Annotated in this window: 14 protein-coding genes, 1 riboswitch and 1 other annotated feature; of the genes, 10 read left to right on the plus strand and 4 right to left on the minus strand. The window is 54.2% G+C overall.

Translation table 11 applies throughout. The features are described from left to right. Positions 1–172 precede the first annotated feature (172 nt). From FD34_RS03020 to FD34_RS03030, 3 genes are all read left to right on the plus strand, one after another. Positions 173–676, plus strand: a complete 504-nt coding sequence (locus tag FD34_RS03020) for an acyl-CoA thioesterase (RefSeq protein ID WP_057806636.1) — start codon at positions 173–175, stop codon at positions 674–676. Positions 677–824: 148 nt separating this feature from the next. Beyond that, positions 825–1,451 carry an aggregation-promoting factor gene (apf, locus tag FD34_RS03025; protein ID WP_057806637.1) on the plus strand — a complete coding sequence of 209 codons (627 nt, stop codon included), beginning with the start codon at positions 825–827 and terminating at the stop codon, positions 1,449–1,451. 302 nt (positions 1,452–1,753) lie between these two features. Continuing rightward, complete coding sequence (locus FD34_RS03030; protein WP_057806638.1) at positions 1,754–2,185, plus strand: Hsp20/alpha crystallin family protein; 432 nt, start codon at positions 1,754–1,756, stop codon at positions 2,183–2,185. A gap of 109 nt (positions 2,186–2,294) precedes the next feature. Here FD34_RS03030 and FD34_RS03035 read toward each other — a convergent pair whose 3' ends face one another. From FD34_RS03035 to FD34_RS03040, 3 genes are all read right to left on the minus strand, one after another. Next, complete coding sequence (locus FD34_RS03035) at positions 2,295–2,819, minus strand: HdeD family acid-resistance protein (RefSeq protein ID WP_057806639.1); 525 nt, start codon at positions 2,817–2,819, stop codon at positions 2,295–2,297. 120 nt (positions 2,820–2,939) lie between these two features. Beyond that, positions 2,940–3,107: a hypothetical protein gene (locus tag FD34_RS08620; RefSeq protein WP_169788921.1), complete on the minus strand. Its 168-nt coding sequence runs from the start codon at positions 3,105–3,107 to the stop codon at positions 2,940–2,942. Between the two features lie 23 nt (positions 3,108–3,130). Continuing rightward, positions 3,131–3,676 carry a VanZ family protein gene (locus FD34_RS03040; protein WP_152936752.1) on the minus strand — a complete coding sequence of 182 codons (546 nt, stop codon included), beginning with the start codon at positions 3,674–3,676 and terminating at the stop codon, positions 3,131–3,133. A 117-nt stretch (positions 3,677–3,793) separates the two neighbouring features. On the opposite strand from FD34_RS03040, the gene FD34_RS03045 reads away from it, so the two are divergent. Further along, on the plus strand, positions 3,794–5,149 hold the full coding sequence (locus tag FD34_RS03045; protein WP_057806641.1) for an amino acid permease: 1,356 nt from the start codon (positions 3,794–3,796) through the stop codon (positions 5,147–5,149). Between the two features lie 49 nt (positions 5,150–5,198). Here the strand turns inward: FD34_RS03045 and FD34_RS03050 are convergent, their stop codons facing one another. Then, entirely contained in the window at positions 5,199–5,654 is a 456-nt protein-coding gene (locus FD34_RS03050) for a Fur family transcriptional regulator (protein WP_057806642.1), read from the minus strand. Between the two features lie 124 nt (positions 5,655–5,778). On the opposite strand from FD34_RS03050, the gene FD34_RS03055 reads away from it, so the two are divergent. From FD34_RS03055 to FD34_RS03080, 6 genes are all read left to right on the plus strand, one after another. After that, on the plus strand, positions 5,779–7,215 hold the full coding sequence (locus FD34_RS03055) for an MFS transporter (protein WP_057806643.1): 1,437 nt from the start codon (positions 5,779–5,781) through the stop codon (positions 7,213–7,215). A 90-nt stretch (positions 7,216–7,305) separates the two neighbouring features. Beyond that, on the plus strand, positions 7,306–7,851 hold the full coding sequence (locus tag FD34_RS03060) for a DNA-3-methyladenine glycosylase I (RefSeq protein WP_057806644.1): 546 nt from the start codon (positions 7,306–7,308) through the stop codon (positions 7,849–7,851). Between the two features lie 36 nt (positions 7,852–7,887). After that, positions 7,888–8,004, plus strand: a riboswitch (SMK box riboswitch). Beyond that, entirely contained in the window at positions 8,002–9,189 is a 1,188-nt protein-coding gene (gene metK, locus FD34_RS03065; RefSeq protein WP_057806645.1) for a methionine adenosyltransferase, read from the plus strand. Its footprint overlaps the riboswitch before it by 3 nt. 54 nt (positions 9,190–9,243) lie before the next feature. Further along, positions 9,244–9,453: a binding site (T-box leader), on the plus strand. A 74-nt stretch (positions 9,454–9,527) separates the two neighbouring features. Next, positions 9,528–11,948 carry a leucine--tRNA ligase gene (gene leuS, locus FD34_RS03070; RefSeq protein ID WP_057806646.1) on the plus strand — a complete coding sequence of 807 codons (2,421 nt, stop codon included), beginning with the start codon at positions 9,528–9,530 and terminating at the stop codon, positions 11,946–11,948. A 70-nt stretch (positions 11,949–12,018) separates the two neighbouring features. Further along, positions 12,019–12,282, plus strand: coding sequence for a type II toxin-antitoxin system HicB family antitoxin (locus FD34_RS03075; RefSeq protein WP_057806647.1), 264 nt, complete (start codon positions 12,019–12,021; stop codon positions 12,280–12,282). Positions 12,283–12,390: 108 nt separating this feature from the next. Then, entirely contained in the window at positions 12,391–14,040 is a 1,650-nt protein-coding gene (locus tag FD34_RS03080; protein ID WP_057806648.1) for a putative polysaccharide biosynthesis protein, read from the plus strand. The last annotated feature ends 64 nt before the right edge of the window (positions 14,041–14,104 follow it).

Genomic DNA, 14,104 nt, shown 5'->3' on the forward strand with positions numbered 1-14,104 from the left:
TCTTACTTAATCTGCGTCACTAAATTCGTTCAAGTTATTTCTTGCAATCTGCCTTAGAGTAAAATGAAAATAAAATTAAAAAATATTAGAATAGTCTGCCGGGAAAGGCGAATAATCGTCCGGTGAAAGTGTGCTAAAATATTAGTATCACCATAATGTAAGGGGTTAAACTATGGACATTAAATGTAACGATACCCTGGCGGTTTCACTCCACCGGGTTTTTAATGCGGACCTGAATGAGCACGGGACGGTCTTCGGTGGCCAGATCCTGAAGCTGGTTGACGGTGAGGCCTCGGTGGCGGCGATGCGGGTGACGCGGTCAGTCGTGGTCACCGCAGCGATGGATCACGTCCAGTTCCTGCGACCGTTCAGACTCCAGGATTCGATGTGCATGGAGGCCTACGTCACCGGGGTTGGACGGCGGTCTTTGGAGGTCTTTGTCAAGGTAATTGGGGAGCACCTGATGACCGGGGAACGCTTCCTCGGTTTTACCTGCTTCATGACCTTCGTAATCCAGGACCCAGACCAGCAGATCGAATATGATCGGGTCCTGCCCGAAACGCCGGAGCAGGAGGCAATGGTGGCCGGCTATCAGGGGCGCCGCCTCCACCGCAAGGAGAACCGCCAACGCCAGAAGGTTATCCTCAATTCAATCAACATTAACAAGCCTTGGTAAAACGTTATATTACAGTGGCTTTACAGATATGACGGAAAATGATAACTCCCGGTAACCCGGCCGTAACGACAATCCTGTATAGTATTAATCATCAAAGCGATCAGCCTTGCTGGTCAATACTAAAGCGAAAAGGATGGATTGATTTTTAATGAAGTTATCTAAGAAAGCCGCCAAGATTACAGCAGCCATTGCCGGTGCCGTTGCATTGGGAACCGTTGCTACTGCAACCTCTGCCAGCGCCGATTCAATTTACACGGTGCAGGCAGGTGACACCCTTTCTGGAATTTCTTACAAACTAGGCCATGATTTAACATTTGTCGACACCCTGGCTTCTAACAACCAAATCGCTGACAAGAACGTCATCTACGTTGGTCAGAAGTTAGTGGTCAAGGACGACGGTGAGGTTGCACCGGCAACCGCTCACCAGGTGGCAACCCTGCCGGCTGCTACCAGCCAAAACACGACGAGTCAGGCTGCCGCCAGCCAGGCGCCAGCACAACAGCAGACGAGTGCGCCAGCCGCTAGTGCTAGCTATAACTCCGGGGTATCCGGCAACGACGTCACTGCCAAGGCCTGGATCGCCGGTCGCGAATCCGGCGGTAACTACGGTGCCCGCAACGGTCAATACGTTGGTAAGTACCAACTCTCCGCTTCCTACCTGAACGGTGACTACTCTGCCGCCAACCAGGAGCGGGTTGCTGACCAGTACGTAGCCAGTCGCTACGGTTCCTGGTCCGCTGCGCAGTCCTTCTGGCAATCACATGGTTGGTACTAAAAATAATATTAGTTAAGGATACAACTACCGTCCCGGGATACTGGGACGGTTTTTCTGTTACTTTCATATGATTGAATTTTCATATGAACACTAAAAAGTTAAATTTTTTGGTCAGACGGTCCGCAAAATTTGGCAGTAGCAATTCCTTGCAAGAGTAGTATTAACGAGGTTAGTCAATATTAGTCAAATAAAAATTAGCACTTAGGTGAGCTGACTGCTAATTTGCTGTTGCATTTTTGCCGGGTGGGATTAAGATAGTAAGTGTAATCAAGATCAAGGTAATAAGAAAGGAAGAATCAATTATGGCTAATGAAATTCAACGTCGTGGTAATTTGTTCGATAACTTGATGAATATGCGTGATTGGATGAATGATGATTTCTTCTCTGACTTAACACCAGCGGCCGACCATATGAAGACCGATGTCGCCGAAACTGACAAGGCCTACCAGGTTAAGATCGACATGCCGGGCTTTGATAAGAAGGACATTCACATCAACTACGCCAACAACATCCTGTCCGTCACCGGTCACCGGGACACCTTCAGTGATGAGAGCGATCAGAAGGGCAACATCCTGCACAGTGAACGGCGCTACGGCCAGATGAGCCGGCAATACCGGTTGCCGGATGTTGACAGGGCTAAGGTTGCGGCCCACTACGAGAACGGGGTATTGACCCTCGAGTTGCCAAAGATCCAGGCGAGTGAGGACAACGATAGCCGGATTGACATCGACTAGTTCCCAAATTCCAAATCCATCAAATAATAAACGGGCTGACCGTGCTGGCCAACCCGTTTATTATGCAAAAATCGGCATCACCCAGCCCGGATGGAGCCGATTTGCTATTTTAAAATGCTTGAACGACGTGCATGATCCCGAAGACAATCAGCATGACTGATACCAACCAGACAATCGTCATGGCCGAGAGCAGCGGACTGAAGAGGAGGACGACCCCCATGATGATGCTGATCACGCCCAGAACAACCAGCCAGGTAGCGTAACCACGGTGAAACTCCTTGAAGAGCTTGGCTGCCTTGATTTCTATGATGGAGTCAACGATGAACCAGATGGCGAACAGGATGGCAATGTAGAGGATTCCCCAGCCAGGGTAGACTAGGACGATGATCCCCAGAATAATATCTAAAATTGCTGCAAAGATGATCCAACCTGAGTTTTGGTTAAGGGTCCGGTTAACAAACTGCCGGAACCATAACTCGTAGATTCCCCGGAGAATGAAGGCAATCCCCACCAAGATGGCTAAGAAATGCAAGGTTCTGTCAGGGTGCATGATTGCTGCCAGCCCGGCCAGGATGAACAGGATCCCGACGATCAGACTGAACCAGTCAAAGCCCCGCTTTTGTTCAGTAAACATCTAAAACACTCCCTTAATAAAAACTACGTCCCTAATCATAGTGCACTTGGCTGATTGAGGCAACGATTGGAAAATAAAAAAGCCCAGTAACGACGATTTGTCTCGTTACTGGCCATGTAATTAGGGATTTTCCTTGATGCCGTGGGGGAAGTCCTTGTTGATCTCCCGCAGGATCGGTAGAAGGTAGTTGACGTATTGGTGGTAGGCGTCGATCGGCTTCAGATCGTCGCCGTGGGCCTTCATCAGGGCAATCGCGATGTCGTGTGCCCGCTGCTCATTTGAAATCATTTTTCTCACCTCAAGTACCTAGTTTAACAAATCTCGGCACGCGTGAGCATAAATCGTTGGAGAAATTTCCGCCAGCCGTTTTGGTAGAGGATGATCATCAACGAGAAACCGATCACCGCCCCGAGGGTGTTGGTGATCAGGTCGTCGATGTCGGCCAGCCGCTGGAGATTGAGAAAGTAGTCCCAAACAAACTGGTTGATCTCGATGAAGAGGCTGAAGCAGAGGCCATATAGGATGGCCCGCTCAAAGGGGGTGCGGTAGTTGAAGAGGAAGATGTAGACGCCCAGCGGGAAGGTCATGACGATGTTGAGGAAGAACTCGGGACTAAAGCCCTGGAAGGGGATGGCGTTGAAGGGGACCCCGTGGAAGTAGAAGAGGGCTTTGGGAGCCGAGAGGAAGCTGAAGTGGGCCGGGGTCAGGCACAGCCACATCACCGCCGTGACGTAGACGACAAAGGAGACGGTGGTGACCCGCTCGCCCCAGCGGGGGTGCCGATTCCAGCAGTCACTTGCGACGAAGAGTACCATTTCAAGACCAAAGTAGAAAATAAAGGGAAGCCAAGCACGCAAAAGAAAATTACTCCTAACTGAAAAAAGTGTTATACAATGTAGTTTCAATAGTTCGTTATTATATCTCAAGGCGGGCCAAATTGATAGGCCCACCTTTATTTTGAGGAGTGAATTGAAATGGAAAAGAAGCAGCAGATGAATCGGCGCCTGAAAAGCCGCCACATCGAGCTGATGGCTCTAGGAGGGACGATCGGGACCGGACTCTTCCTAGGATCTGGCAAGGCCATTCGGGAGGCCGGCCCGGCAATCCTACTGGCCTACCTGATTACCGGGATCATCTGTTTTGGCATCATGCGGGCGCTCGGTGAGCTCCTGCTGTCAAACCTGCACTACCGGTCGTTCATGGAGGCGATTCGGGACTACCTTGGCCCCCGGGTGAGCTTCGTCGCTGGTTGGGCCTACTGGGCGTGTTGGCTGGCCCTGGCGATGGCCGAGATCACGGCGGTCGGCCTGTACATTCAGATCTGGTTGCCCAACGTGCCCCAGTGGATCCCAGGGGTGATTACCCTGGTCATCTTCTTGTGTCTGAACCTGATCACCGTGAACGTCTTCGGGGAAATCGAATTTTGGTTTGCCCTGATCAAGATCCTGGCGATTGTCGTCCTAGTGGCGGTCGGGATATTGATGATGGCCCTGCAGTTCAAGACCGGCAACGGCTACGTGGCCTCGCCACTGAACCTGGTTGCCTATCACGGCTTCTTTGCGACCGGGCCGGGCGGTTTTGCGCGGTCCTTCCAGATGGTGGTCTTTGCCTTCGTTGGTATTGAGATGGTCGGGGTCACCGCGGCAGAGGCCGAGAACCCCCGTAAGGTGATTCCCAAGGCGATCAACGGCATCCCCGTCCGGATCCTGCTCTTCTACATTGGGGCGCTGGCGGTGATCATGTGCATCTACCCCTGGAATCAACTGTCGCCAAACAATAGCCCCTTTGTCCTAGTCTTCAAGGACGTCGGCTTGCGCGGGGCGGCCAGCATTGTTAACTTCGTGGTGATCACGGCGGCGGCCTCGGCCTGCAACAGTTCGATCTACACGACCGGTCGGATGCTTGCTGAGCTGACCTCCAATGCCCACCGGCCGGCGATTCAGCGGATCAGCCACCTGTCCAAGCGGGCGGTTCCGTCCCGGGCGGTTGTGATCTCATCGCTGGTGATCGGTTTGGCTGCAATCCTCAACCTGCTGATGCCCGGTGAGGTCTTTACCTTCATCTCCAGCATTGCCACGACCAGCTTCCTCTTCATCTGGGCGGCCATCATCCTGGCCCACCTTCGCTACATCCGTCTTCACCCGGACGAGCGGACCTTTAAGATGCCGGGAGCGCCGGTGAGCGACTACCTGGTTCTGGCCTTTTTGGCCTTCGTCATGGTGGTCCTGTGCATGGAGCGCCAGACCCTGGAAGCCTTGATCTTGACCCTGGTCTGGTTTGCCATTCTCGGTGTGGCATCCTTGAGCCAACCCAGGTATGAACGACAGTAAAATAAAGGGCCCGGTATTCCGTGTGATTGGAGTGCCGGGCCGTTGTTGTTTATTGGTTTAGGTGGAGCTTGCGTTGGCAGTCGGGACAGAGCCCGTGGACCTCGATGTGACAGCCGGTCACTAGGTAGCCGGTCTTCTCACGGGTCATTGCCTGCAGGTCTTTGTTAATTGCCGAAAAATGTTCATCGAAGACGTCGGAAATTTTGCCACAGTTATCACAAACGACGTGGTAGTGGGGGTGCCCAAAGTAATCGAAGTGGGTACTGCCGTCACCATTCTTCAGCTCGATGACGAGATTGTAATCGACAAGCAGCTTCAGGGTGTTGTAGACGGTCGCCATACTGATGTTGTCCACGTTGTCCTTCAGGTCGTTGTAGATCATCTCCACGCTCGGGTGGGTATGGTGGTTGATCAGGTATTCCAGAATCAGCTTCCGCTGGGGGGTGAGCCGGACCTTACTAGACCGCAGCACAGCGATGGCGTGGTCAAATTCAGCCTCTGCCATGAACATCTTCTCCTTTCTTGCAATTGTTATAAACTATCCGTATTATATCATTTACAATCCTGAAAGCAAAATATATAATGTTAACCGATTAGATAATAATTATTCTAAAGAAGGGTGATAGAGAATGGAGAAGAGTATCGACCAGAACGGCCGCGCATACAGCCGTTTTTGGTTTATTTTTACCTTGTTAGTGGGGACCTTTACGATGTCGATTAGCCAATCGTCACTGTCGACGGCCTACCCCACCCTGATGCGGGCGTTTGGCATCTCCGCCTCGACCGTTCAATGGCTGACAACGGGGTTCATGCTCGTCATGTGTGTCAGCATGCCGATTAGTCCCTGGATGCTGAATAACCTCAACTTCAAGACGATGTTCATGGGGGCCCTGGCCCTATTTGATATTGGCTCGCTGATGATCATTTTAACCCCGGCCAGCTGGGGTAGCGGGGGCTTCTGGTTTATGATGATCGGCCGGGCGATGGAAGCCTTCGCGGTCGGCGTCTTGTTTCCGTCCTACCAGTCGGTCCTGCTGGAGATTACCCCCAAGGAGAAGCGGGGAACGGTCATGGGGATTGCCGGCCTGGTTATGGGTTCGGCCCTGGCCTGTGGCCCGATTGTCTCTGGAATCCTGCTGAAGTTCTTTGACTGGAAGAGCCTGTTTGTCCTCTTCATGCTGGTGATCACCGTGATCATCGTGATGGCCAGGACGGGGCTAATCCGTGACGTCATGGCCCGTCACACCAGCAGTCTGGACTGGTTATCGGTGATCCTGCTGGTTGGTTTGATTGGGGTCATGTACGTGGTTAACCTGGCTGGCAAGCAGGACATTAACTGGCTGGTCAACGGGCTCATCCTGCTGGTCAGCATTGCCGCTATCGTGGCCTTCTGCTACCGGCAGCTGCACCTGGATACGCCGTTGCTCGAGCTGCGTGTCATGAAGACCTTCAACTACGACCTGGCGATCCTCTTGACCTCGATCTCATATATTGCCTTGATCGTCACCACGATCATCTTCCCCCTGTACTACCAGGGCGTCCTGCACGTCAGCCCCTTCATCTCGGGGATGTCGTTGGTACCGGGGGCGGCCTTTTTGAGTATCCTCAACCCGCTGACCGGTAAGCTGGCGGACAAGATCGGCTTCAAGCCAACGATGATCGTCGGGATGCTGATGATTATCGGGGGCTGGCTGGCGGCCTTCTTCCTGCTCAACCGGCTCAGCCTGCTGACGATGATCTTGTGTGCGATGGTGATCGAGGGTGGCAACGCCTTCGTCATGATGCCGGCAGTTACCCTGGGGGCCAACGCCCTGCCCAATGAGCTGGTACCCCACGGAACGGCGGTGATCACCACTGTCCGGCAGGTCCTCGGTTCGGCCGGGGTTGCGGTTTCAACCGTTATTCTGACGGTGGCGACGGCTAACGCCCTACACCGGGGCAGCGCCAATTTGGCAGCGTCCCTGCACGGTTACCGCCTCGTCTTTGCCCTAATGGTCGTCATCGAGATCATTGGCCTGATTCTGGCCCTGATGCTCAAGGACGTTAAGAAGAATAGCGCCGCTTAACTAATTTTCCGTATTAATATAATAGGGGCAGGTGATCCAACATGGCCGACGGTGCCGTTGGGTCACCTTTTTATTAAAGGAGGAATCACGATGAGCAATGTAAAACGACCAACCTGGGCCGAGCGGACACCGTCGATGCAGGATTACTACGACCACTACTGGGGGTTACCGGAGCACGACGACCGTCAGCTGTTTGAGATGCTGAGCCTGGAGCTCTTCCAGGCGGGGTTGACCTGGCGGACGATTTGGGAGCGGCGGGCAGCCTTTGAACGGGCCTTCGCCGACTTTGACATCGACCGGGTGGCGGCCTTTACCGCTGCTGATATCGATCGTCTCTGCCAGGACCAGACGATCATCCGTAACAGCCGTAAGATCAGCGCGGTGGTGGCCAACGCCCGGGTGGTTCAAGGCTTGCAGGGGTCCGGCCAGACCTTCGATGACTATGTCTGGCACTTTGTTGACTACCAGCCCCAGCGCCTGGTTCTTGCGCCAGATGAATCACTGCCTGCCCAGACGGATCAATCGAAGACGATGGCCAAGCAGTTCAAGGCAGACGGTTTCAGGTTTGTGGGGCCAACGATCATGTACTCGTTCATGACGGCAATCGGCCTGGTCAACGCCCGCATTGAAATCTGATCATTGATTATTAAGCGGTTCTTATGCTAAGATGGGTCTCGTTATAAAGCAAATTCCCGATAGGATTCACGCTTGCCGTGAAGATGCCTTGTAACCGCAACTACAAAACTGTTGAAAAGTTTCACTAGAATATGGGGGAATTAGATTAAAATGGCAGAAAAACACTTATTTACATCAGAATCAGTCTCTGAGGGGCACCCGGACAAGATCGCTGACCAGATCAGCGATGCCATCCTGGATGCCATGCTCGAGCAAGACCCGGATGCCCGGGTGGCGGTCGAGACGTCCGTAACTACCGGGCTGGTGCTGGTCTTCGGTGAGGTTTCCACCACGGCCTACGTTAACATCCAAAAGATCGTGCGCGACACCATTCGCCAGATCGGCTACACCGATGGTAAGTACGGCTTCGACGCCGATAACTGTGCCGTTATCACCGCAATCGACGAACAGTCACCAGACATCGCCCAGGGGGTTGACGACTCCCTGGAGACCCGTGAAGGGGACGGCGACCCGCTCGATAAGATCGGGGCTGGTGACCAGGGACTGATGTTTGGCTACGCAACCGATGAGACACCGGAATACATGCCGCTGTCCCTGATGCTGAGCCACAAGCTGATGCAAAAGATCGCCCGCCTGCGCAAGGACGGGACGATCCCGTACCTGCGGCCAGATGCCAAGGCCGAGGTCACGGTTGAATACGACGAGAACGACAAGCCGCTCCGGGTTGACACCGTAGTCCTGAGTACCCAACACGATCCCGAGGTTTCCCTGGATCAGATCAAGAAGGACGTCAAGGAACAGGTCATCAAGGCGGTCATTCCGGCCGAATACCTGGACGATGACACCAAGTACTTCATCAACCCAACCGGCCGCTTCGTCATCGGTGGTCCCCAGGGGGATGCCGGTCTGACCGGTCGGAAGATCATCGTCGATACCTATGGTGGGGCCGCTCACCATGGTGGTGGGGCCTTCTCCGGTAAGGACGCCACCAAGGTGGACCGCTCGGCTAGTTATGCTGCCCGTTACATCGCCAAGAACCTGGTTGCCGCAGGGTATGCCAAGAAGCTGGAGATTCAGGTGGCCTATGCCATCGGGGTGGCTGAACCGGTCTCAATCTCCATCAACACCTACGGCACCGGAACCAAGAGCGACGACGAACTGATCGCCGCTGTCCGGAAGGCCTTTGACCTGCGTCCGGCCGGGATCATCAAGATGCTCGACCTCAAGCGGCCAATCTACAAGCAGACGGCCGCTTACGGTCACTTTGGTCGGACCGACATTGACCTGCCGTGGGAACACCAGGACAAGGTCGACGAACTGAAGCAGATTTTAGGCTAGTTGTTCCCGGACGCACCTTGCAATTATGCGGTGGGCTTGTTAGAATGATTGGTAAATATTTTGATCGTGATAGAAGTAGTAGTTGGGACGCCGATCCACAGAGATCCTGCGGGGCTGTGAGCAGGAGGTCGGCACCGGCGAACTCCTCTAGGTGATTGCCGCTGAAAGAGAGTAGGCGGTGACGTCTTCCGCGTTAAGGAGCCAAGTGCTATGGCTTAGTCCATAGAAAACGGGTGGTACCGCGGATTTAATTTCGTCTCGTAGAAGGAATTCTACGGGACTTTTTTATTACGACCAAAGTGATATTGATACGCGATTTTGAGCAAAGGAGCAATAAGATGGCTTACGATCATACAGCGATTGAAAATAAGTGGCAGAAGTTCTGGAAGAAGAACGAAACCTTCAAGTCCGAACTGAAGCCGGATCAAAAGAAGTACTACGCACTGGACATGTTCCCGTACCCGTCTGGTCAGGGCCTGCACGTTGGGCACCCCGAGGGTTACACGGCCACCGATGTGATGTCCCGGATGAAGCGGATGCAGGGTTACAACGTCCTGCACCCAATGGGCTGGGACGCCTTTGGTCTGCCGGCTGAACAGTACGCCCTAAAGACCGGTCACAACCCTAAGGGATTCACCAACCAGAATATCAACCACTTCCGTAACCAGATCCAGTCCCTCGGCTTCTCCTACGACTGGGACCGGGAAGTCAACACGACCGACCCTGAGTACTACAAGTGGACCCAATGGATCTTTGAGCAGCTCTACAAGAAGGGCCTGGCCTACGAGAGTGAGATCATGGTCAACTGGGCGCCCGACTTTATGGGTGGGACCGTGGTTGCCAACGAAGAGGTTGAAGACGGTAAGACCAAGCGGGGCGGCTACCCGGTTTACCGGAAGCCGATGAAGCAGTGGGTCTTAAAGATCACCGCCTACGCTGACCGTCTGATCGACGACCTCGACCTGGTCGATTGGCCGGAGAGCGTCAAGGAGATGCAGCGGAACTGGATCGGTCGTTCCGAAGGGGCCGCCGTCTTCTTCCCGGTTGCCGGTGACGAGGACACCAAGATCGAGGTCTTCACGACCCGGGCCGACACCCTCTTCGGTGCCGCCTACGTGGTTTTGGCACCAGAAAATGACCTGGTTGACCAACTGACGACGCCGGAACATGCTGATGCCGTCAAGGCCTACAAGGAAGAGACCGCTCGCCGGTCTGACCTGGAGCGGACCGACCTGAATAAGGACAAGACCGGGGTATTCACCGGTTCCTACGTCATCAACCCGGTTAACGGCGAGAAGCTGCCAATCTGGATCAGTGATTACGTCCTGGCATCTTACGGGACGGGTGCCGTGATGGCCGTTCCCGCCGGTGATCAGCGGGATTACGACTTTGCTAAGAAGTTCGACCTGCCGATCAAGCCGATTATTGAAGGCGCCGACCTCTCTGAGGGGGCCTTCGACGGCGATGGCAAGCACATCAACTCCGGTTTCCTGGACGGCCTCAATAACGCTGACGCCAAGGCCAAGATGATTGACTGGCTGGAAGAGCACGATGCCGGACATAAGAAGGTCAACTACCGGCTGCGGGACTGGATCTTCAGTCGGCAACGCTACTGGGGTGAACCGATCCCGGTTATCCACTGGGACGACGGCCGGACGACCCTAGTACCAGAGGACGAACTGCCACTGAAGCTGCCGGACACCGACAACATCGAGCCATCCGGGACCGGTGAGAGCCCACTGGCCAACGTTAAGGATTGGGTCAACGTTTACGATGACCAGGGCCGCCACGGTCTGCGGGAGACCAACACGATGCCGCAGTGGGCCGGTTCATCATGGTACTGGCTCCGCTACACCGACCCGCATAACAGCAAGGAGTTTGCCTCCAAGCAGGCTCTGGACTACTGGTCACCAGTTGACCTCTACGTCGGTGGGGCAGAACACGCCGTCTTGCACCTGCTCTACGCCCGCTTCTGGCACAAGGTCCTCTATGACCTGGGCCTGGTCCCAACCAAGGAACCATTCATGAAGCTGGTCAACCAGGGGATGATCCTGGGGGCCAACCACGAGAAGATGTCTAAGTCCAAGGGGAACGTGGTCAACCCCGATGACATCGTTGAAAAGTACGGTGCCGACACCCTGCGGCTCTACGAGATGTTCATGGGGCCTTTGACCGAATCCGTGCCGTGGGATGAGGAAGGCCTCCACGGTTCCTACAAGTGGATCCAGCGGGTATGGCGCCTGCTGATGGACGACAACAACCACCTGCGGGACCGGGTCTCCAACTTCAACGACGGTAAGCTGGACAAGGTCTACAACCAGACGGTCAAGAAGGTTACCGAGGACTACGAGCGGATGCACTTCAACACCGCCATCTCCCAGCTGATGGTCTTCGTTAACGAGGCCTACAAGGCTGATGACCTGCCGGTTGAGTACATGGAAGGCTTCGTCAAGATGATCTCCCCAGTGATGCCGCACGTGGCCGAAGAGCTGTGGAGCCAGTTTGGCATCAGTGACACGATCGCCTACCAGCCATGGCCGAAGTACGATCCAAAGGCCCTGGTTGAAAACGAGGTCGAGATGATCATCCAGGTCAACGGTAAGGTTCGGGCCAAGATTAAGATGGCCAAGGATACCGATCGCTCGGAAGCACAGAAGATGGCCCTGGCCAACGAACACGTTCAGAAGTTTACGGAAGGCAAGGACATCAAGAAGGTCATTGTCATCCCGAACAAGATCGTCAACATTGTTGCTAAGTAAGAGTTAAATGTCGAAACCGGACCGTGGCCCAACCGCCTCGTTCCGGTTTTTAGTTATGGAGGAAAAACAAATGGAAATGGTAAGCTATCCGGCCTTTTTCACCCCTAAAGAGGACGAGATCCAGGTGGACTTCCCTGACCTCCCCGAGGCCTTCACCCAGGGGAAGACGATGGCAGAAGCGATGGACTTTGCTAAGCTGGGTTTAGCGATCACGATCAATGATAAGCTTGGTCACTTCGAGCCAGCCCCACCGGCCAGCGACCTCACCACCCTGCGTGCTAAGTACCCGGACCGCAATGTGCAGCTGGTGACCGTCGACCTGGACCAGTATTAAATAAAAATTAAAAAAGCGAAAACGATTTGCACCCGTTTCCGCTTCACGATAGAATAATTGAGATTGTGTTATTTTAAGTATAAATGAAAGACAGGATGTTAATCACTTATGAATGAAGAGGAAACAAGCACGTCCAGGGGGACCACGGCCAAGAACGACTCTCAGTCTAAGATGTTGAGTGGCTCGGCCTGGATGACCGCTGGGAGCATCGCCTCACGGCTGTTGGGGGCCTTATACATTATCCCATGGGTTACCTGGTTCGGCTCCTACAGTAACGTGGCCAACGCGCTCTTTGCCCAGGGGTATAACATTTACAACATATTCATTATCATTTCGACCGCCGGGATTCCCTCGGCAATCTCCAAGCTGGTTGCGCACTACAACGGGATTGATCAGTACATCATCAGCCAGCGACTCTACCGGACAGGGATGTACGTCGCTGCGGTCATGGGGATTGTCGGGGCGACGGTGATGATGTTCGGGGCTGCACTGATGGACAATGGCGACCCCAACGTCATTCCGGTCATCCAGTCCTTAGCCTGGGCAATCCTGATCATCCCGGGAATTTCAATCACCCGAGGTTACCTGCAGGGGTATAACTGGATGGCGCCGTCTGCCATGTCGCAGTTTGTCGAGCAGCTCTGCCGGATCATCTACATGCTGGCGGCCACCTACCTGATCATGAAGATCGGGAGCGGCAACTGGGTCAGCGCGGTAACCCAGTCGACCTTTGCCGCCTTCATCGGGGCGGTCGGCGCAGCGGCGGTCTTGATGTTTAGCCGCCTCCGTCACGCCGGGGAAATGCGCGAGATGGCCCGGCATAGTGTTAAGACTGCCGACGTTTCGGTCATGGACATGGTGATCAAGATCATCTACCAGTCGATTCCGTTCGTGATCATCGAGTCGGGAATTGCGGTCTACCAGCTGATTGACCAGTACTCGTTCCCGCGGATGATGTCGTTGGTCGGCCATTTCTCCCGCTACCAAATCCAGGTCATCTATGCCCTGTTTGCCTTCAACGCCAACAAGCTTTACATGATCATCATCTCACTGGCGTCGGCGATGGCGGTAACGGTGATTCCGTTGCTGGCCACGGCCCGGGTTCAAAACGACCAGGCCGAGATGAAGAAGCAGATTGAAAATGTTTTGATGCTGTTCTATTTCGTCATGATCCCGGCGGCCCTCGGGTTATCGGCCGTCGCCCAGCAGATCTACACGGTCTTCTACCGTTACGATGCAGCCGGGGTGGTTGTTCTTGAGTTTGCGGCTTTCATCTCCATTCCGATGGGGCTGTATACGGTGGGGGCCGCGATGATGCAGGGGATCTCCGAGAACCGGCGGATGATGAAGTTTCTTGCCATCGGGCTGGTTATCAAATTACTGATCCAATACCCGTGCATCTGGTTGCTCCAGGGCCTGGGGCCACTAATGGCGACGGGAATCTCGATGATGGTGGTTAACTACCTGATCCTGCATTCCTTCAACATGGAATTTCGCCTGCGTTTCGACGAGATGGCCCGGCCAACCAACCAGATCCTCTGCTTTTCCTTGATCATGTTTGCCCTGACCAAGCTGGTGATGGTACTGATTGATCATTTCGTCAGCCCGTATGGTCGCTACACCGCCTTCTTCTCCCTGATTCCGGGAGTGCTGGTTGGGATGGTAGCCTATGCTTACCTGGCCCTGAAGTTCCGGCTGGCAGATCGGGTTATCGGTGCCCGTTCAGAGTTCCTGCGGCGCAAACTGCATATTCACTAGAAATAACCTAGAGGCTGGGAAATAAGCTTCTCGGCGCCCTGTACGGCTAGCCTAGAACGGAGGT

Source organism: Limosilactobacillus pontis DSM 8475, from assembly GCF_001435345.1.
Classification (GTDB): Bacteria; Bacillota; Bacilli; order Lactobacillales; family Lactobacillaceae; genus Limosilactobacillus; species Limosilactobacillus pontis.